Raw genomic sequence first — 19,729 nt, 5'->3', positions numbered from 1 at the left:
GGTCAGTGGGAGTCGCGCGGCACGGCGTCGCCGCGGCCGCCGGCGAGGAAGTCGAAGTCGACGCCGGCGTCGGCCTGCAGCACGTGCTCGCGGTAGAGCCACCGGTAGCCGGACCGGTCCTCGGGGCGGGTCACCGGCTCCCAGTCCGCGGCCCGCTGGGCGAGCACCTCGTCGGGCAGGTCGACGCTGAGTGTCCGGGCGGGGACGTCGAGGCGGATCCGGTCGCCGGTGCGCACCAGCGCCAGCGGGCCGCCGACGGCCGACTCCGGGACGACGTGCAGCACGACGGTGCCGAAGCCGGTACCGCTCATCCGCCCGTCGCTGATGCGCACCATGTCGGTGACGCCCTGCCGCAGCAGCCGGGCCGGGATCGGCACGTTGGCCACCTCCGGCATCCCCGGATAGCCCTTCGGCCCGGCGCCCCGCACGACGATGACGTCGTCGGCGCTCACCTCGAGGTCCTCGTCATCACAGACCGCGTGGTAGTCCTCCGGCGAGTCGAAGACGACGGCGCGCCCCTCGTGCACCATCAGCCGCGGGGACGCCGCGGACTGCTTGATCACCGCGCCGCCGGGGCAGAGGTTGCCGGTCAGGACCGCGGTGCCGGTGCCGGCCGGCTGCAGCGGCGCCTCGACGGGCCGGATCACCTCGTCGTTCCAGCATTCGGCGTCCGCGACGTTGTCGCCGACGGTCCGGCCGGTGACGGTCGGCTCCGCGGCGTTGAGCAGCCCGGCCTCGGCCAGCCGGCGCATCACCACCGGCAGGCCGCCGGCGTAGCAGAAGTCCTCCATGAGGAACCGGCCCGACGGCATGAGGTCGGCGAGGGTGGGCACGTCGCGGGCGAGCCGGTCGAAGTCGTCGAGGCGCAGGTCGACCCCGACCCGGCGGGCGAGGGCGGTGAGGTGCAGCACGGCGTTGGTGGAGCCGCCGATCGCGGCGTTGGTGCGGATCGCGTTCTCGAACGCGCCGCGGGTGAGGATGGCGCTGGGCCGCACGTCGTCGTCGACCAGCGCCACGATGCGCCGGCCGGCCGCCTGGGCCGTCTCGTACCGCCGGGCGTCGACCGCGGGCCAGCTCGCCGACCCGGGCAGCTGCAGGCCGAGGGCCTCGGCCATGCAGGCCATCGTGGACGCCGTACCCATCGTCATGCAGTGGCCCTCCGACCGGGCCATGCAACCCTCCGCGAAGTGGCCGTCCGCCACGCTCATCCGGCCGGCCTTGATCTCGGCCTCGAACTTCCACACGTGCGTGCCGGAGCCGACGTCGGTGCCGCGGAACTTCCCGTTGAGCATGGGGCCGCCGGTCACCATGATGGCCGGCAGGTCCACGCTGGCCGCGGCCATGAGCAGCCCGGGGGTCGTCTTGTCGCAGCCGGAGAGCAGCACGACGCCGTCGAGCGGGTTGGCCCGGATCAGCTCCTCGCCGACGAGGGCGATCAGGTTGCGGTAGAGCATCGCGGTCGGGCGGATCAGCGTCTCGCCGGTCGACACGACCGGGAAGACCAGCGGGAAGCCGCCGGCCTGCCACACGCCGCGCTTGACCGCCTCGGCCACCCGGTCGAGGTGGGCGTTGCACGGCGCCAGCTCCGACCAGGTCGAGGCGATCCCGATGACCGGCCGGCCGTCGAACACCTCGGGCCCGTAGCCCTGGTTGCGCATCCAGGACCGGTACAGCATCCCCGAGCGTCCCTCGGCGCCGAACCACTGCCGGCTGCGCCGTGTCTGCGCGTCGGTCATACCCAGCCTCCGTTCACGGCCAGCATCTGTCCGGTCACCAGTGCGCTGTCCTGCGCCGCCAGCCAGAGTACGAGCGCGGCGACGTCGCTCGGCATGACGCGCTCCCGCAGGCACTGATTGCGCTCGATGGTCGTCTCCGCCGCGGCATCCAGCCGGGCAGCGAGCTGCCGCTCGGTCATGACCCAGCCGGGCACGACGCAGTTCACCCGGATGCGGTCGGGACCGAGCTCGCGCGCGAGCGTGTGGGTCAGCCCCTCGATCCCGGCCTTCGCGGTGATGTACGCCGGCATCCCGGTGAACTGCGCGTGCGAGGCGATCGAGCCGAGGTTGATGATGGAGCCGCCGCCGGCCGCGCGCATCCCGTCGATGACGGCCTGGCAGGCGAAGAAGTGGTGGCGCAGGTTGACCGCGATGCTGGCGTCCCAGTAGGCCTCGGTGACCTCGGCGGTGCGGTGCCGCTCGTCGTTGGCCGCGTTGTTGACCAGCACGCCGATCGGCCCGAGCGCGCCGGCCACGGCCCGGATCGCCGCGGTGTACCGCGGGATGTCGCACACGTCGGCCGGCACGAACATCGGCGCGACGGCGGCGGTGGGCGTGAGCCGGTCGACCAGCGCGCGGGCGCCGGCCTCGTCGATGTCGGCGAAGCCGACCGCGCAGCCCTGCGCCGCGAACTGCGCGACGAACTCGGCGCCCAGCCCGGTCGCCCCGCCGCTGACGAAGACCACCCGGCCGGCGAGGCTGGGGTAGATCGCGCCGCCGGTCATGCCGGCGCTCCCGGCAGGACGATGCCCCGGCCGACGCCGCCGGCCACCAGGTCGGCGAAGGCCTCGTTGATGGCGGTGAGCGGATACCGCGCGCCGACCAGCGCGTCGATCGGCAGCCGCCCGGCCCGGTGCAGCGCCAGCAGGCGCGGCACGTCGACCAGCGGGTTGGCCGAACCGTACAGGCTGCCGACGATCCGCTTCTCCCGCTGGACCAGCAGGTTGACGGGGATCTGCAGGGTCTCGCCGCTGGCGGCCAGCCCGACCGCGACGAGGGTGCCGCCGGGGCGCAGCACGTCGAAGGCCTGGGCCAGGGTCGCCGGGCGGCCGATCGCCTCGACGGCCCACTCGACGCCGCCCGGCCGGGCCGCCGCGACGGCCGTGGCCACGTCTTGCGTGCGCGCGTCGACCAGGTGGGTCGCGCCGAGCCGGGCGGCGGCGTCCAGGCGCTCCGGCACGACGTCGACGGCGATGATGGGGTGGGCACCGCACAGTACCGCACCCATCACGGCGGCCAGGCCCACGCCGCCCATGCCGAAGATGGTGACGCCCTGCCCGGCGCAGGATCCGGCGACGTTGAGCATCGCGCCCACGCCCGTGATGACGGCGCACCCGGTGATCGCCGCGATCTCGGGCGGCACGTCCGGCGGGATCGGCACCACGGCCTGCTCGGCGACGACCGCATACTGCGCGAAGCACGACACGCCGAGCAGGTGGTGGACCGGCTCGCCGCCCGGCCGGCGCAGGCGGGTGGTGCCGTCCAGCAGCCCGCCGGTGGCGCCGTTGACCGCGCCGGACTGGCAGAGCTCGGGCCGGCCGGTCAGGCAGAACTCGCACCGGCCGCAGCGGGGCCGCCACATCAGGCAGACATGGTCGCCGGGGCGGACCACGCTCACCCGCTCGCCGACGGCCTCGACCACGCCGGCGCCCTCGTGCCCCGGCACCACGGGCCGCCGGGTCGGCAGGTCGCCCCGCAGATAGTGATAATCGCTGTGGCAGACCCCGGCGGCCTCGATGCGGACCAGGACCTCGGCGGGGCCGGGGCCGGCCAGCTCGAGCTCTTCGACGACGAGCTTGGCTCCGGCGACACTCGAAACGGCCCCTGATATCCGCAACCTGGGATCCTTCCCGCCGTGCGCTAGTGTAATCCGCGCACCGAAACACTAGAATTACGGTTCGTTTCAGTCAATAGTTTCGGCAACGTTTCGGAGACGTGTATGCAGCAGGCCGACCCGAGCAGATCGCAGGTCCTCCGGCAGGTCCGGCCGGGCTCGGCCACCGCGCAGGGCGAATCCGACGGCCGGGCGACGATCGCCGACATCGCCCGGCTGACCGGAGTTTCGGTCGCAACAGTTTCGAAAGTGCTCAACGACCGCACGGACGTCGCGGCCTCCACTCGGGCCCTGGTCCAGGCCGCGCTGGTCGAGCACCGCTACGTCAAGCCGCCGCGGGCCAAGGTCAACCGGCGCAAGCGCCAGCGCAGCGACCTCATCGAGATCCTCCTCAACGACGCCGGCTCCCCGTGGGGGGCCGAGCTGATCCGGGGCGTGGAGGCGGAGGCGCGGCCGGCGCAGGTCGGCGTGGTGGTCGCGACCCACGAGCCCGGCGTGGACGACACCAGCGCGTGGCTGCGGCAGGTGGAGAAGCGCGGCTCGCTGGGCGCCATCCTGGCCCTGTCCGACCTGCCGAGCGCCGACCACCGCCGCCTCGTCGGCGCCGGCCTGCCCATGGTCCTCGTCGAGCAGGTCGGCGACTTCGAGTCGGACCTGCCGGCGTTCGGCGCGGGCAACTGGCGCGGCGGCCTCATCGCCACCGCGCACCTCATCGAGCTGGGCCACCGGCGCATCGGCACCGTCACCGGGCCGATGCGCTACCTGTGCAGCCAGGCGCGGCTGGCCGGCTACCGCGCCGCGCTGGAGCGCTCCGGCCTGCCCAGCGATCCGGCGCTGGTCGCGCACGGCGACTTCCACTACGACGCGGGCAAGTCGGCCGCGCTCGCGCTGCTGGAGCGGGACGAGCCGCCGACGGCCATCTTCGCCGGCAACGACGAGCAGGCGCTGGGCGTCTACGCCGCGGCCCAGCAGCGGTCGCTGCGGGTGCCCGAGGACCTGAGCATCATCGGTTTCGACGACGTGCCGATGTCGCAGTGGGTACTGCCGGCGCTGACCACGGTGCACCAGCCGATCCGCGAGCTGGGTCAGCTCGCCACCCGGGCCGTGCTCGCGGCCGCAGCCGGCGAGGCGCCGCTGCCGCAGGGCCGCACCGAGCTGCCCACGACGCTGGTCGTGCGCGGCAGCACCGCCCCGCCCGGGCGGCTCAGCCGGGGCTGACCGGGCGGCTCAGCCGGGGCTGACCGGGCGGCTCAGCCGGGGCTGACCGGGCGGCTCAGCCGGGGCTGACCGGACGGCTCAGCCGGGGCTGACCGGGCGGCTCAGCCGGGGCTGACCGGGCGGCTCAGCCCGGGTTGACCGGGGCGAGCGCCGTCCGCTCGGCCGCGAAGTGGCAGGCGGCCAGGTGCAGCCGCTGCCCCGCCTGCGCGGCCGGGTCGTCGGTGCGGCAGATCGCCCGGTCCTCCCGCACTGCCGGGCCGACCGGGCAGCGCAGCCGGTAGTCGCATCCGGGCGGCGGCGCCGGTCGCGCGGTCACGGAGGCCTCGACCGCCTCCTCCGACAGCAGCCGGTGCGCGCCGAGCTCGGGGATCGCGGCGAGCAGCGAGCGGGTGTACGGGTGCTCCGGCGCGGAGATGACCTCGCCGGCCGGCCCCTGCTCGACGACGCGGCCGTTGAACATCACCGCGATCTCGTCGCTCATGTACCGCACCACGGCCAGGTTGTGGCTGATGAACACCATCGTCAGGCCGAGCTCGCGCTGCAGCCGGCGCAGCAGGTTGAGCACGACCGCCTGCACGGAGACGTCCAGCGACGCGGTCACCTCGTCGGCGATGAGCACCTCGGGATCGGCGGCGAGGGCGCGGGCGATCGCGACCCGCTGCCGCTGGCCGCCCGACAGCTGGTGCGGCCGCACCACCGCGAGGCTCGGGTCCAGCGACACGAGCTCGAGGAGTTCGGCGACGCGGGCCGAGCGCCGGCCGGTGCCGCGCAGCCCCTCGGCGATGCTGTCGCCGACGCTGCGGCGCGGGTCGAGCGAGCCGCGCGGGTCCTGGAACACCAGCTGCACCCGGCGCCGGGCGGCCCGGCCGCGGCGGCCGGTCAGGTCGGCGTCGCCGAGCCGGATCGCGCCCTGCGCGGGGGCCAGGCCGACGATCGCCCGGGCGACCGTGCTCTTGCCCGAGCCGGACTCGCCGACCAGGCCGAGCACCGAGCCGTGCGGCACCTCGAACGAGACGCCCCGCACCGCGGTGAACGCGCCGTAGCGCACGGTCAGGTCCTGCACCGACAACGCCGGCGTCACGGCGCCACCTCCTCGTGGACCGGGTTGGCGTCGGCGGCCCGGTCGGCGCCGACCAGCGGGTGCCAGCAGGCGGCCCGGTGCCCGTCGCCGGGCGCGCCGATGTCCAGCAGCGGCGGCCGCCGGGCGGTGCACGTCGCGTCGGCGCGCGGGCACCGGTCGGCGAAGTAGCAGCCGGGCAGCTCGACGTCGGCGGGCGGCATCCGGCCGTCCAGCGTGGGCAGCGGCGCCGTCGTGTCGATCGTCATCGTCGGGCTGGCCGCGACGAGCAGCGCGGTGTAGGGGTGGGCCGGGCCGGCGAGCAGCGCCGCGGTCGGCGCGTCCTCGACGACGAAGCCCGCGTACATCACCAGGACCCGGTCGCAGACCTCGGCGACCACGGCCACGTCGTGCGAGATGAAGAGCATGGCGGCGCCGGTCTCGCGGCCGACTCGGGAGATCAGGCGCAGGATCTGGCGCTGCACGGTGACGTCCAGCGCGGTCGTGGGCTCGTCGGCGATGAGCAGCTTGGGCTCGCCCATGAGGCCGATGGCGATGCACACCCGCTGCTTCATGCCGCCGGAGAGCTCGTGCTGGTGCTGGCGATACCGGCGGGCCGGATCGTCGATGGCGACCGCCCGCAGCGCCTCCAGCGCCTTGCCCCGCGCGACCCGTTTCGGGTCGCCGAGGTGGATCACCGCGGGCTCGAGCAGGTGGGTGCCGATCTTCACCGCCGGGTTGAGCGCCTCGCCGGGATCCTGGAACACCATCGACATGCTGCGGCCGAGCACCTTGTCGCTGTGCCGGTCCGGGGCCAGCAGGTCCACGTCGAGGAACCGCAGCGTCTGCGCGTCGACCACGCCGGTACCGTCGACGAGCTGGGCGATGGCGGAGGTGGTCATGCTCTTGCCCGAGCCCGACTCCCCCACGATGCCCATCGTCTCGCCGGGCGCCAGCGTGAACGAGACGTCGCGGACCGGCGTGGACACCGCGCCCCGGTGCCCCGCGTAGGTGACCCGCAGGTGCCGCACGTCCAGCAGGTGCCCGCCCCTGGCCGGCGCCGGGGCGGCGCCGTCCGCGGCGGGCACGGGGGCGGGCACCACCCGGCGGGCAGCGCCGGCGCGCCCCGCGACCAGGTCGGACAGCCACTCGCCGAACATGTTGAAGGTGAGCCCGGCCAGGACGATGGCGACCGCCGGGGCGAGCGCGGCGCCCGGTGAGATGTACACCCGGGTCAGCCCGTCGCTGAGCAGCCGGCCCCAGTCGAAGCTGGGCGGTTGCAGGCCCAGGCCGAGGAAGCTCAGCCCGGCCAGCGACAGGATCGCCGTGCCGATGTGGATGGTCGCGTAGAGCAGGATCGGCTCGGCGATGTTGGGCAGGATGTGCCGCAGCGCGATGGAGGCGGGGCGTTTGCCGAGCACGCGGGCGGCGTCGACGTACTCGCGGCCGACCACCGACGCGGTGAGGGTCTGGGTGATCCGGGCGAAGCCGGGGATGAACGCCGCCCCGACGGCGAGCACGCTGCCGACGGAGCCGATGCCGAACAGTACCGCGAAGAAGATGGACAGCAGCATGGCCGGGAACGCCAGCAGCACGCTGATCACGGCGCCGACGAACCGGCCGAGCCGGCGCGACGAGCCCGACACGAGGCCCAGCGCGACGCCGACGGCGCCGCCGACGAGGGTGGCCAGCACCGCCAGGACGAGGGAGTTGCGGGTCGCCACGAGCGTGCGGGCGAAGATGTCGCGGCCGAGGTCGTCGGTGCCGGCCCAGTGCGCCGCCGACATCCCCTGGCCGGCCTGGGCGATGTTGTTGGCGGCGGCCCGGTCGCCCCAGATCGACGGCGCCGCCACGCAGAGGAACACGAAGCCCAGCAGCAGGATCAGCGGGACGGCTCCGGCGGCCAGGCGGCCCGCCGACCGGCGGCGGGCCGGTGTGGTCGTCGTCATGGCTACAGCTCTCCCACGCGCGAGCGCGGATCGACGGCGGCGAGCGCGAGATCCACGATGAGGTTCATCAGCAGGACCGCGGCGCCGAGCACCAGCAGTACCCCCTGGATGGTCGGATAGTCCTTCTGGACGACGGCCTGGGTGATGACGGTGCCGACGCCCGGCCAGCCGAAGACGTTCTCGACCAGGACGGTGCCGGCGATGAGGCCGGACAGGATCAGCGAGCCGTAGGTCAGCGTGGCGGTCACCATGTTGGGCAGGACGTGGCGCCAGTAGCGCAGCAGCGTCGGCAGGCGCCGCGCCTTGGCCGCCCGGATGTACTCGGCGTCGAGCACCTTGAGCGCCTCCACCCGCACGATCCGCGACAGCGACGCCACCGGGGCGACGACCAGCGCGGCGATCGGCAGCACGTAGGAGGCCGCGCCCTGGTCGCCGGCGGCCGGGAAGGCCTTGAGGCCGATGACGAAGATCAGGGTGAGCAGCGTGCCGAGCACGTAGTCGGGGATCGAGTTGAGCAGGCCGGTGAGCCCGACGAAGACCCCGCGGGTGACCCGGCCCCGGCCGCCCCGGGTGCGCACCGCGGTCAGCAGCCCGATCGGCAGCGCCAGCAGGATCACCAGCACGAACGCCGGGATCGCGAGCCGCAGGGTGTTGGGGAACCGCTGCAGGATCAGGTCGGAGACCGGCGACTCGGTCGAGATGGACCGGCCGAAGTCGAGGGTCACCACGTCGCGCAGGTACGTGACGTACTGGTCCCACAGCGGCCGGTCCAGGCCCAGTTCGTGGGTGCGGTCCGCGATCATCGCCGGCGTCGCCGACGAGCCCAGCGCCGCGGCCACCGGGTCGCCCGGGATCAGATGGATCATCGCGAAGGTGGCGCTCACCAGGACCAGCAGCGACACCAGCAGCCGGACCAGCCGGCGGCCGATGAAGACGATCCATCGGCCGCCGGCGAGGCGGCGAGCGGCGGCGGGCGGGCCGGACCCCTCCGCGGGCGCCGCCTCCCCCGCGATGTCCACCAGGTCAGTGCTCATCTGCCGCTCGCTTTCTCGCCCGTCAACCCGTCGGTCACGCTACTGCAGCAGCCGGATGCTCATCGGTACCGCGAAGAGCCCGACCGTGGCCAGTTCCGCCTTGCGGGCGTAGAACGGCCGGTCGCCGGCGGAGATCGGGATGACGTCCGCGCGCTTCAGCAGCGCCTGGTGCGCCTGCTTCCACAGCGGGCACGAGTCCGCGGCGGGCGTCGCGGCGGCCTGCGCCGAGAGGCTCTCGAAGTCCGGGTTGTGGATGTCGCCGGCGTTGCGGCCGCCCTTGGCCGGCGTGGCTCCGCCGAAGAACGTCGTCATCATGTACGGGAAGTCGACGTTGATGGCGCTGTAGTAGATGTCGAAGTCCGCGGTCTGGTACAGGCTCTGCAGGAAGGCCGCGTTGGTCAGGCCCACCAGGTCGGTGCCGATGCCGGCCGCGCCCAGCTGCTGCCCGATCAGCTCCACCGCCGACGCCGTCTGCGGCGCGCCGGTCTGGTAGATGATTTTGATCTTCAGCGTCTGGCCGTTCTTCTGGCGTACGTTGCCGGACTTGGTCCAGCCCGCGGCGTCGAGGATCTGGTTGGCCTTGGCCACGTCGAAGCCGGGCAGCGCGCCGGTGGCCTCGTCGCCGGGGCACTGCACGGGCGCCTCGACGATGAGGTTGTTGGCGAGGGTGCCCTGGTTGCTGGTGCTCACCGGGCTGATCTCGTCGCGGTTGAGCGACGAGGCCACGGCGAGCCGCATCTGCTCGTCGCCGAACAGCCGGCCCGACGCCTCGTTGAAGTTGACCTCGCCGACGATGACCGGGATGTCGAACCGCTTGACGCCGGGGGTCTTGTCCAGCCGGGCCCGGTCCGGGCCGGTGATCTGGGCGGCGTTGATCTGGCCGCTCACGAGCTGGTTGGCCATCGTGGACTCGTTGGCGGCGAAGTTGATCCGCACGGTCTTGGGCACGCCGGGCGTGGCCGTCGTCGCGCCGCTGGGCCCCCACGCGTAGCCGTCACGCGCCTGCAGGGTGTAGTGGTCGCCCGAGGTGTACTCGGTGATCTTGAACGGCCCGGTGCCGGCCGAGGTGTGGTCCAGCGCGTTCATGTCCTTCAGGCCGGACGGGCACATCAGCGGTACCGCGCCGGCGCCCTGCAGCAGGGTGCCGAACGGCGTTTCGGAGGTGATGGTGACGGTACCGGCGGTGTCGTCGGCCGTCGCGGTGTACTTGACCGGCACGGAGAACTGCACCCACGGCGAGAGCGTCTTCGGGTCGGCGATGTACTTGAAGTCCGCGGCGATGTCGCTGGGCTTGAGCTCGCTGCCGTCGTCGCACTGCACGCCCTTGCGGATCGTGTAGGTGACCGACGTGGGGGTCTCGGTCCACTTGGTGGCCACCTGCGGCACGGCCTTGCCGTCCGCGCCCCGGCCGACGAGGGTGTCGTAGGCGAAGGCGTAGATCTGCCGGTTGAGGCCGCCGGTGCTCTTGTACGGGTTGACGCTGCCCGGGTCGCTGCCCAGGTCCATGACGAAGGTGCCGCCGGTAACGTACTGCTGGGTGCCGGTCGAGCTGTCGGTGCCTGCGCCGCCGCAGGCCGCGAGCAGCGACGACACCGCGGCCGTCGCCAGCAACGCGGAATACTTCGGTCTCACGGAAGCTGCCACCTTCTTCGGATGCCGGTGATGGGGTGTGTGCGGGGTGTCTTCGTGGGGTGTGGGCGCACGGTCGAAACGTGGCCGACCTTGCGAAACATCTTCGAAAGTATGAGCGTTGTCATGATGTTTCGATAAGTGAAGCAAAGTTACGTCCCCGACATGCGCGCGTCAAGCAGGGGCGTGAGGTCGAATCACGGCGGACATTCGGCGGCCACATCCCTCTCGCGTTCGGACAGACCGGACGCTACGCTGCTCCCTAGCAAATCGAAACTCGGTCGAAACTTTGCCGAGAGCCGACACCCGTTCAGGGGCGGTCGTGGCACGTCGTGAAGGAGCGCACCATTGGTCCAGACGCCGGACATTGTTCGTCCAGACCCAGCGTTGGTGCGTGGACTCGCCGCGATCGGCAGCGCGACGGCGAGCAGCGAGCTCAACCGGCTGGGCATCCGCAACGCGCACATCTCGGGACCGGTGTCCTGGACCCCCGGCGTGAGCGTCGCCGGGCCCGCGCTGACGTTGCAGTTCATGCCCAAACGGGAGGACCTCTACCAGGTCGACGAGTACGCCGAGCCCGAGAAGCAGCTGCACCGCCACGTCCTGTACCACACGCAGCCCGGCGACGTGGTCGTGGTCGACGCCCGCGGCAACATGTCCAGCGGCGTCTTCGGCGAGATGATGCTCAGCTACTTCGCCGGCCGCGGCGGCCGGGGAATCATCGTCGACGGCTGCATCCGCGACGTCCGCCGGGCCCGCACCCTCGGCCTCGGGCTGTGGATCCGCGGCGTCACCCCGAACTTCCACTCCCAGACCGACATCTTCCCGACCGCGGTCAACGTGCCGGTGGCCTGCGGCAACACCGTGGTCGAGCCGGGCGACATCATCGTGGCCGACGACGACGGGGCCGTGGTCGTGCCGATCGCCCTGGCGCCGCGGCTGGTCGAGGCGGCGAGCCGGCACGCGGAGTGGGAGGACTTCGCCCGCATCCGCCTGGCCGAGGGCGGGGACCTGCGCCGCTACTACCCGCTCAGCGACGAGGCCCGGCCCGAGTACGAGCAGTGGCGGGCGACCCGCCTCGACGGCCTGGCCCGGCCGGACCGCAGCGAGGAGATCGCTTCGTGAAGATCCGCCGGATCGTGCCCTGGCTCGTGCGCTCACGCGCCTCGTACTGGGGCGAGTTCCTCTTCGTCGAGGTGCGCACGGACGAGGGCGTCACCGGCTGGGGCGAGATCACCACGACCACCCACGCCGCCAACCGCGCCCTCGGCGCGATCCTGCTGCAGCTCAACGAGCTGCTCGCCGGCGACGACCCGGAGCGCATCGAGCACACCTGGCACAAGCTGTTCCGCGCCTTCACCTACATGGGCAGCCGCGGCGCCACGGCCAACGTGACCAGCGCGATCGACATCGCCCTGTGGGACATCCGCGGCAAGGTGCTGGGCCGGCCGGTCTACGACCTGCTCGGCGGCGCGGTCCGCGACGACCTGCCGCTCTACACCCACCCGGACCAGAGCCGGTTCACCGACGAGGCCGCGGTCCGCGCCGAGATCGCCGCGATCGTCGAGTCCGGCCACACCGCGATCAAGTTCGACCCGTTCCCGCACGGCACGGGCGTCTCCGCGGACAACGACCGCTACCTCGACGGCCACCTCGACCCCGGCCTGGAGCGGCGGGCGATGGAGCTCACCGCGCTGATCCACGACGCGGCCGGGCCCGACGTGGAGCTGCTGGTGGACGCGCACGGCCGGTTCAACGTGCCGACCGCCATCCGGCTGGGCAACAGCCTGGCGCAGGCGGCGCCGATCCACTGGTACGAGGAGCCGGTGCCGCCGGAGAGCTACCACGCGCTGAGCCAGGTGCGGGAGAAGGTGCCGATCCCGATCTCGGTCGGCGAGCGGCTCCACACGCGCTGGGAGTTCGTGCCGGTGCTCGAGCGGCAGCTGGCCGACTTCATCATGCCCGACGTCACCTGGACCGGCGGCATCAGCGAGCTCAAGAAGATCGCCACGATGGCCGAGGCGTACTACGTCCCGGTCTCACCGCACGACGCGAGCGGGCCGGTCAACCTGGTCGCGGGCGGGCACGTCATGCTCACCGTGCCCAACTTCTACCGGCTCGAGTCGAGCGCCTTCGACCTGGCGAAGTACAACGAGTTCATCGAGACCCCGCTCGACAACGCCGGCGGCCGGCTCCGCCTCGCACCGCGGCCCGGCCTGGGCATCGACTTCAACCTCGAGTACCTGCACGCCAACCGCACGTACGACTTCGGGGAGCAGCGAGCGTGAACATCGTCAGGTACGAGCAGGACGGCGACGTCCGCATCGGACTCCACGCCGGCGGCACGATCACCGAACTGGAGGGCGTCTCGACGCTGGCGCAGCTGTGGCGCCTGCCGGCCGCGCGGCTGCGGGAGCGGCTGGCCTCGCCCGGGCCGGGCCGCACGGCGGAGGCGTCGGCCGTGCGCCTGCTCGCCCCGGTCGACGCCACGACCGAGGTCTGGGCGTGCGGCGTCACCTACCAGGTGTCGCGGGAGGCCCGCATCGAGGAGAGCGAGCGGGCCGCCGACGTCTACGCGCTGGTCTACGACGCGCAGCGGCCGGAGGTGTTCTTCAAGTCGGTGCCGTGGCGGGTCCGCGGCCCCGGCGAGCCGATCGGCATCCGGGCCGACTCCGACATCGACGTCCCGGAGCCGGAGCTCGCCCTCGTGGTCAACCGGTTCGGCGAGACCGTCGGCTACACGATCTGCAACGACGTGTCCTCGCGCAGCATCGAGGGCGAGAACCCGCTGTACCTGCCCCAGGCGAAGATCTTCTACGGCTCGTGCGCCCTCGGCCCGTGGATCACGCCCGCCTGGGAGGTCGGCGATCCCTACGACCTGCCGATCGGCCTCGCCGTCGACCGGGACGGCGGCGAGCACTGGTCCGGCAGCACCAGCACCTCGCTGCTGCACCGGCGCCTCGACGAGCTGGTCGCCTACCTCATGCGCGGCGACGTCCACCCCGACGGCGTGGTCCTGTCGACCGGCACCTGCCTCGTGCCGCCGGCCCCGTTCACGCTGGCGGAGGGCGACACGGTGCGCATCTCGATCGGCGCGATCGGCACCCTGACCAACACCGTGCGGCGCGGAGTACCCGAGGAGCACCCGGCATGATCGCCAGCATCGACCCGAGGACCGGCACCACCGCCGAGGAGCTGGACGTCCCCGCCGAGGACCTCGACCGGCTCGGCGAGCGCGCCCGCGCGGCGCACCGCGAGCTCGCCGGGGCCGGGCGCGGCGGCCGGGCGGCGATGCTGCGGGCCATGGCGGCGGCGCTGGAGGAGCGCCGCGCGGAGCTGGTGGCGGCGGCCGACCGCGAGACGGGCCTGGGCCCGCAGCGGCTCAACACGGAGCTGACCCGCACGGCGTTCCAGCTCGGGCTCTTCGCCGACGTCCTGGACGACGGCGCGTACCTCGAGGTCACCATCGACCACGCCGGCCCGACGCCGATGGGTCCGCGGCCCGACCTGCGCCGCATGCTCGACCCGCTCGGCCCGGTGGCGGTCTTCGGCGCGAGCAACTTCCCGTTCGCCTTCTCCGTGCCCGGCGGTGACACCGCCTCCGCGCTGGCCGCCGGCTGCCCCGTCGTGGCGAAGGCCCACCCCGCCCACCCGGTCACCTCCCTGCTCTCTCGCGACGCGCTGCTGGCCGGCGCCCGGGCCGCGGGCCTGGCCACCGACGTGGTGTCGCTCGTCCACAGCAACGAGGCCGCGGCCCGGCTCGTGCAGCACCCGGACATCACCGCCGTCGGCTTCACCGGCTCGCTGCGCGTCGGCCGGATGCTCGCCGACCTCGCCGCCGCCCGGCCGGCGCCGATCCCCTTCTACGGCGAGCTCGGCGCGGTCAACACGCTCGTCGTCGGCCGCGCCGCCGCCCGCGCCCGCGGCGCGCGGATCGGCGAGGGGCTCGCGGGCTCCTTCATGCTCGGTGTCGGGCAGTTCTGCACCAAGCCCGGGGTCGCCGTCGTGCCGTCCGGCGCGGACGGCGCGGACCTCGTCCGGGCGCTCGCCGACCGGGTCGCCGCCGCGGGCGCCGGCACGATGCTGAGCGAGCGCACCGCCGCCGGGTACACCGAGGGCGTCGCGCACCTGCTCGCCGCGCCCGGCGTCGAGGTGCTCGCCCGCGGCGGCGAGGGGCCGGCCGAGGGCTTCTGGGGCACGCCGCTGCTGCTGCGGGCGCGGCCGGACGCGCTGGCGGGCCCGCTGCTGGAGGAGTGCTTCGGGCCGGAGCTGATCGTCGTGGAGTACGACACCGACGACGACGCCCTCGCCGTGCTGCGCCGCTTCGGCCCGGCGCTCACCGCGTCCATCCACGCCGACGACGGGGACCGGCCGCTGGCCGCCCGGCTGCTCGACCACGCGCGGCGGACCGCCGGGCGGGTGGTGTGGAACGGCTACCCGACGGGGGTGGCGGTCGCCTGGGCGATGCACCACGGCGGCCCCTACCCCGCCACGACGAACCCTTTGCACACCAGCGTCGGCGCGAGCGCGATCCGCCGCTGGCTGCGCCCGGTCTGCTTCCAGGACGTCCCAGCGGAGCTGCTCCCCGGCGAGCTGCGCGACGATCCCGCCGGGCCCGACCGGGTGCCGCGCCGCGTCGACGGGGCGCCGGTGGCGCGATGAGCGACGTCCTGACCCCCCGCCCGCTCGGCCGCACCGGCCTGCCGGCGCCGGCGCTGTGCGTGGGGACCAGCAGCCTCGGCAGCATCCCGCGCATCTACGGCTACGAGGTCGGCGCCGAGCAGGCCCGGCAGACCCTGCGGGCGGTCTTCGCCGGGCCGATCCGCTTCGTCGACACCTCCAACAGCTACGGCGGTGGGGAGAGCGAGCGGCGCATCGGCGCGGTGCTGCGCGAGATCGGCGGCCTGCCGCCGGGCTTCCTGCTCAGCACCAAGGTCGACCCGGACGCCACCGGTGACTTCTCCGGGCGGCGGGTCCGCGCCTCGCTGGACGAGAGCCGCGAGCGGCTGGGGATGGACCACCTCCCGCTGGTCTATCTGCACGACCCGGAGCGCATCGACTTCGGCTACGCGACCGGGCCCGACGGCCCGGTGCGGGCGCTGCTGGCGCTGCGTGACGAGGGCCGCATCGGCCACCTCGGCGTCGCCGGCGGACCGGTCGAGATGCTGCGGCGGTACGTCGGGCTGGGCCACTTCGAGGCGGTCATCACCCACAACCGGTACACCCTGCTGGACCGCTCCGCCGAGCCGCTGCTGGACGACTGCGCGGACGCGGGCGTCGCCGTGCTCAACGCCGCGCCCTTCGGCGGCGGCATCCTCGTCAAGGGCCCCGAGGACGCGCCACGGTACGCCTACCGCGACGCGCCGGACCTGATCCGTGACCGGGTCCGCGAGATGGCCCGGCTGTGCGCGGCCGAGGGCGTGCCGCTGGCCGCGGCGGCGCTGCAGTTCTCGCTGCGCGAGCCGCGGATCGCCGCGACCGTCGTCGGCATCACCCGCCCGGAGCGGCTCGCGCAGCTGCTCGAACAGGCGACCGTGCCGCTGCCCGAGACGCTCTGGCCGCGGCTGGAGCGGCTCGTCCCCGACCGCACACACTGGCTGGACTGATGAACGCACTGGTGTTTCCGGAAGGGTTCGCCTGGGGAACGGCGACCGCCAGCTACCAGATCGAGGGCGCCGCCGGCGAGGGCGGCCGCGGAGTGTCCATCTGGGACACCTTCGCCGACCGCCCCGGCACCATCGCCGACGGCTCGACCGGCGCGGTGGCCGACGACCACTACCACCGCTACGCCGAGGACGTCGAGCTCATGGCGGCGCTCGGCGTCGGGACGTACCGGTTCTCCTTCGCCTGGCCGCGGCTGCAGTCCGGCGGCGCCGGCGGGCTCAACCCGGCCGGCGTGGACTTCTACGACCGGCTGCTCGACCGCCTGCTGGACCGGGGCATCAAGCCCTGGGTCACGCTCTACCACTGGGATCTGCCGCAGGCCCTCGAAGACGCCGGGGGCTGGCCGCACCGGGACACCGCGCACCGTTTCGCCGACTACGCGACGGCGGTGCACGCCCGGTTCGCCGACCGGATCCCCGACTGGACCACGCTCAACGAGCCGTGGTGCTCGGCCTTCCGCGGCTACGCCGGCGGCCAGCACGCGCCCGGCCGCCGCGAGCCCGCCGCCGCGATGGCCGCGGCGCACCACCTCATGCTCGGGCACGGCCTCGCCGTGCGGGCCATGCGCGCCGCCCGGCCGGACCTGCGCTACGGCGTCACGCTCAACCTCTACCCGGTGGACGCGGCCACGCCCGCCGCCGCCGACGTGGACGCGGCCCGGCGGGTGGACGGGATCTGCAACCGCCTGTTCCTCGATCCGATCCTGCGCGGCGCCTACCCGCCGGACGTCCGCGACGACGTCGCCGCGGTGACCGACTGGTCGTTCGTCCGCGACGGCGACGAGCAGACCATCGGCGCGCCGCTGGACGTGCTCGGGGTCAACTACTACGCGCGGCACGTGGTGCGCGCCCGGCAGAGCGACGACGACCCGCCGGCCGACACCGGGTGGGTCGGCGCGCAGCGGGTGGTGAAGGTCCCCACCGGGCGCCCCACGACGCACATGGGCTGGGAGATCGACCCCGACGGCCTGTTCGACATCCTGCGGTACGTCTCGGAGCGCTACGACTGCCCGCCGATCTACATCACCGAGAACGGCGCGGCGTTCGACGACCGGGCCGGCCCCGACGGGCACGTCCACGACCCCGAGCGGATCGACTACCTGGACCGGCACTTCCGGGCCGCGCACCGCGCCATCGAGGCCGGCGTCGACCTGCGCGGCTACTTCGTCTGGACGCTGATGGACAACTTCGAGTGGGCCTTCGGCTACCGCAAACGGTTCGGCCTGGTCCACGTCGACTACGCCACCCAGCGGCGGACCGTGAAGGACAGCGGTCACTGGTTCGCGCGGGTCGCGACGAGCAACACGGTCGAGCCCCGATGAGGATCACCGCGCTGAAGTGCGCGCTGATCGGGCAGCACCCGACGGTGCGGATCACCACCGACGAGGGCGTCGACGGTTTCGGGCAGATCGAGTCGTACAAACCCTGGCTCACGCCGATCGTGGCGCACTACGAGCCGTACATCCTCGGCCAGGACCCGACCGACGTCGAGCGGGTGATGCTGCGGATCCGCCGCATCGGCGCGATGAAGCCGTGGGGCAGCGCGGTCAGCGCGATCGAGATGGCGCTGTGGGACCTCGCCGGCCGGGCGGCCGGGCTGCCCGTGCACAAGCTGCTCGGCGGCAAGGTCCGCGACCGGGTGCGGGTCTACGACGGCGCGGTGCGGGCGCCGATGACCGGCTACGACCCCGAGGACTACGCGCGGGCCGCCGAGTTCATGAAGGCCGCCCCCGAGGGGTTCACCATCGTCAAGGAGGGCGTCGGGTTTCACGGCCCGATGGCCGCCCGCACGCCCGGCTTCTTCTACGGCGACCTGCGGACCGGGCCGCCGCACCCCGACGCCGGCCCGCTGACCGAGCGGGGCCTGGCCCACGCGGTCGCGTGCGTCGAGGCGATGAAGGAGGTCCTCGGCGACGGCATCGGGCTCGCGCTGGACTGCGGCCCGGGGTGGATGGTCGCCGACGCCATCCGCTTCGCGCGCCGGGTCGAGCACCTCAACCTGATGTGGCTGGAGGACCTGCTCACCGGCGACTACACGCCCTACACGGACGCGGCGGCCTACCGCGACGTCACGCTCGCCACGTCGACCCCGATCCACACCGGCGAGCAGTTGTACCTGCGGCAGAACTTCAAGGAGCTGATCGAGCGGCAGGCGGTCCGGGTGATCGGCCCGGACCCCGCCGACGTGGGCGGGCTCGCCGAGCTGAAGTGGATCGCCGAGTTCGCCCAGTTGCACGGCATCGCGGTCGCCCCGCACGGTGTGTGGGACGGGCTCATCGGCCTCGCCGCCCACATCCAGCTCGGCGCGGTGCTGCCGGAGAACTTCATCGCCTTCGAGTATCCGGTGGCGAGCCCCGCGTGGTGGTACGACATCGTCGAGGGCCTGCCCGCACCGATCGTGCGCGACGGCCACATCGACGTGCTGACCGGCCCCGGCCTCGGGGTGCGCATCATTCCCGAGGCCGCGAAGCCGCACCTGCGCCCTGAGGACGCCGGCTTCTTCGACTGACCTTCAGTTCAGCCAGGTGGTTGACCGGGTCTCGGTTCAGCCAGGCGGTCGCGGGGTTTCAGTTCAGCCACGTGGTCGCGGGTTTTCAGTTCAGCCACGTGGTCGCGGGTGGGGTGAGCGCCTCGAGCTCGCCCCACAGCTCGTCCGGGATCGGCCAGGACGCCTGCGCGACGACCTCGTCGACGCGCTCGGGCCGGGAGAAGCCCACGATGGTCGAGGCGATCCGCGGGTCGCGGGTGGAGAACTGCACCGCCGCCGCGCCGAGCGGCACCCCGTGCCGGGCGCACGCCTCCTCCATCGCCGCCACCGCGGCCACCACCTCGGCCGGCGCCTCCCGGTAGGCGTACCTCGACGACCCGGCCGTGCCCTTGGCGAGGATCCCGCCGCCGAGGACGGCCGCGTTGACCACGGCGACACCGCGCCCGTGCGCGAAGTCGATGAGCTCACCCGCCGAGCGGTCCACGAGGGTGTACCGATTGTGGGTGATCAGCGCCTCGAACGCCCCCGTGGCGACGTATCGGCGCAGCAGGTCGACCGGCCCGCCGGCGACCCCGAGGTGCAGCGCGAGCCCTTCGTCGCGGATGCGCAGCATCTCCCCCACCGGCCCGCCGTCGGCCATGCCCTCCTCGAAGCTGACGTGCTCCGGATCGTGCAGATACAGCAGCGGGATCCGCTCCATGCCGAGCCGCTCCAGGCTCTCCTCGAGCGACCGCCGCACCCGCGCCGCGGGAAACTTGTTGCCGGCGTCGCGGTCGATCTTCGTGGCCAGCACGAAGCCCTCGGGCACGCCGCCGGTCTCCGCGAGCACCGCCCCGATGCGCCGCTCACTCTCGCCGCCGCTGTAGTTGTTGGAGGTGTCCAGGAAGGTGATGGGCCCCCGCAGGATCCGCCGCACGGTCTCGATGCCCCGATCCGCGGGCACCTCGTAGCCGAAGTTGCCGGGCATGCTGCCCAGCGGCCCACCCCCGGCGCAGATCATCGAAACGGTCAACCCGGTCTGCCCCAGCGGTCGCAGCCAGTCGGCGGGAACCTCACTCATCGCCTACCTCTGTCCTTTGTGG

General features: G+C 73.4%; 16 protein-coding genes. 8 read left to right on the top strand and 8 right to left on the bottom strand.

What is annotated here, in order from left to right; all coding sequences use genetic code 11:
- Window positions 1–2: 2 nt before the first annotated feature.
- Genes ACQPXD_RS26635 through ACQPXD_RS26625 form a run of 3 tightly spaced genes read right to left on the bottom strand, consistent with a single transcriptional unit; the run spans window position 3 to window position 3,612 of the window.
- Window positions 3–1,736, bottom strand: coding sequence for an IlvD/Edd family dehydratase (locus tag ACQPXD_RS26635; protein ID WP_432843185.1), 1,734 nt, complete (start codon window positions 1,734–1,736; stop codon window positions 3–5).
- Window positions 1,733–2,500, bottom strand: coding sequence for an SDR family NAD(P)-dependent oxidoreductase (locus ACQPXD_RS26630; RefSeq protein WP_432843183.1), 768 nt, complete (start codon window positions 2,498–2,500; stop codon window positions 1,733–1,735). Before ACQPXD_RS26630 ends, ACQPXD_RS26635 begins: the two co-directional genes overlap by 4 nt.
- Window positions 2,497–3,612, bottom strand: a complete 1,116-nt coding sequence (locus tag ACQPXD_RS26625) for a zinc-binding dehydrogenase (RefSeq protein WP_432843181.1) — start codon at window positions 3,610–3,612, stop codon at window positions 2,497–2,499. The genes ACQPXD_RS26630 and ACQPXD_RS26625 overlap by 4 nt, the downstream gene beginning before the upstream one ends.
- A 102-nt stretch (window positions 3,613–3,714) precedes the next feature.
- Here ACQPXD_RS26625 and ACQPXD_RS26620 point away from each other — a divergent pair, with 102 nt between their 5' ends.
- Window positions 3,715–4,827, top strand: coding sequence for a LacI family DNA-binding transcriptional regulator (locus tag ACQPXD_RS26620; RefSeq protein ID WP_432843179.1), 1,113 nt, complete (start codon window positions 3,715–3,717; stop codon window positions 4,825–4,827).
- 124 nt (window positions 4,828–4,951) lie between these two features.
- Here the strand turns inward: ACQPXD_RS26620 and ACQPXD_RS26615 are convergent, their stop codons facing one another.
- The 4 genes from ACQPXD_RS26615 to ACQPXD_RS26600 are packed head-to-tail and all read right to left on the bottom strand — an operon-like array spanning window position 4,952 to window position 10,499.
- The gene (locus ACQPXD_RS26615) at window positions 4,952–5,908 is read right to left on the bottom strand and encodes an ABC transporter ATP-binding protein (RefSeq protein ID WP_432843177.1); all 957 of its coding nucleotides are present in this window, start codon (window positions 5,906–5,908) and stop codon (window positions 4,952–4,954) included.
- Window positions 5,905–7,833 (bottom strand): dipeptide/oligopeptide/nickel ABC transporter permease/ATP-binding protein, encoded by a 1,929-nt coding sequence (locus tag ACQPXD_RS26610; RefSeq protein ID WP_432843175.1) that lies wholly within the window; start codon window positions 7,831–7,833, stop codon window positions 5,905–5,907. Before ACQPXD_RS26610 ends, ACQPXD_RS26615 begins: the two co-directional genes overlap by 4 nt.
- A gap of 2 nt (window positions 7,834–7,835) precedes the next feature.
- Window positions 7,836–8,867 (bottom strand): ABC transporter permease, encoded by a 1,032-nt coding sequence (locus ACQPXD_RS26605; protein WP_432843173.1) that lies wholly within the window; start codon window positions 8,865–8,867, stop codon window positions 7,836–7,838.
- Between the two features lie 39 nt (window positions 8,868–8,906).
- Window positions 8,907–10,499: an ABC transporter substrate-binding protein gene (locus ACQPXD_RS26600; protein ID WP_432843171.1), complete on the bottom strand. Its 1,593-nt coding sequence runs from the start codon at window positions 10,497–10,499 to the stop codon at window positions 8,907–8,909.
- Between the two features lie 387 nt (window positions 10,500–10,886).
- Here ACQPXD_RS26600 and ACQPXD_RS26595 point away from each other — a divergent pair, with 387 nt between their 5' ends.
- From ACQPXD_RS26595 to ACQPXD_RS26565, 7 genes are read left to right on the top strand one after another with little or no spacing between them, the layout of a single operon-like run.
- Window positions 10,887–11,621 carry a hypothetical protein gene (locus ACQPXD_RS26595; protein WP_432843169.1) on the top strand — a complete coding sequence of 245 codons (735 nt, stop codon included), beginning with the start codon at window positions 10,887–10,889 and terminating at the stop codon, window positions 11,619–11,621.
- Window positions 11,618–12,784 (top strand): mandelate racemase/muconate lactonizing enzyme family protein, encoded by a 1,167-nt coding sequence (locus tag ACQPXD_RS26590; RefSeq protein WP_432843167.1) that lies wholly within the window; start codon window positions 11,618–11,620, stop codon window positions 12,782–12,784. The genes ACQPXD_RS26595 and ACQPXD_RS26590 overlap by 4 nt, the downstream gene beginning before the upstream one ends.
- The gene (locus tag ACQPXD_RS26585) at window positions 12,781–13,650 is read left to right on the top strand and encodes a fumarylacetoacetate hydrolase family protein (protein ID WP_432843165.1); all 870 of its coding nucleotides are present in this window, start codon (window positions 12,781–12,783) and stop codon (window positions 13,648–13,650) included. The genes ACQPXD_RS26590 and ACQPXD_RS26585 overlap by 4 nt, the downstream gene beginning before the upstream one ends.
- Window positions 13,647–15,158: an aldehyde dehydrogenase (NADP(+)) gene (locus ACQPXD_RS26580; RefSeq protein WP_432843163.1), complete on the top strand. Its 1,512-nt coding sequence runs from the start codon at window positions 13,647–13,649 to the stop codon at window positions 15,156–15,158. Before ACQPXD_RS26585 ends, ACQPXD_RS26580 begins: the two co-directional genes overlap by 4 nt.
- Window positions 15,155–16,102 (top strand): aldo/keto reductase, encoded by a 948-nt coding sequence (locus ACQPXD_RS26575; protein ID WP_432843161.1) that lies wholly within the window; start codon window positions 15,155–15,157, stop codon window positions 16,100–16,102. Before ACQPXD_RS26580 ends, ACQPXD_RS26575 begins: the two co-directional genes overlap by 4 nt.
- Window positions 16,102–17,481 (top strand): GH1 family beta-glucosidase, encoded by a 1,380-nt coding sequence (locus ACQPXD_RS26570; RefSeq protein ID WP_432843159.1) that lies wholly within the window; start codon window positions 16,102–16,104, stop codon window positions 17,479–17,481. Before ACQPXD_RS26575 ends, ACQPXD_RS26570 begins: the two co-directional genes overlap by 1 nt.
- Window positions 17,478–18,668 (top strand): mandelate racemase/muconate lactonizing enzyme family protein, encoded by a 1,191-nt coding sequence (locus ACQPXD_RS26565; protein WP_432843157.1) that lies wholly within the window; start codon window positions 17,478–17,480, stop codon window positions 18,666–18,668. The genes ACQPXD_RS26570 and ACQPXD_RS26565 overlap by 4 nt, the downstream gene beginning before the upstream one ends.
- A gap of 85 nt (window positions 18,669–18,753) precedes the next feature.
- Here ACQPXD_RS26565 and ACQPXD_RS26560 read toward each other — a convergent pair whose 3' ends face one another.
- Entirely contained in the window at window positions 18,754–19,707 is a 954-nt protein-coding gene (locus tag ACQPXD_RS26560) for an aldo/keto reductase (protein ID WP_432843155.1), read from the bottom strand.
- Between the last annotated feature and the right edge of the window lie 22 nt (window positions 19,708–19,729).

It is taken from the genome of Dactylosporangium sp. CA-092794 (genome assembly GCF_050948465.1).
GTDB lineage: Bacteria > Actinomycetota > Actinomycetes > Mycobacteriales > Micromonosporaceae > Dactylosporangium.
Note: the sequence above shows the minus strand (reverse complement) of the source record. Positions and strands in the feature narration are given on the sequence as shown.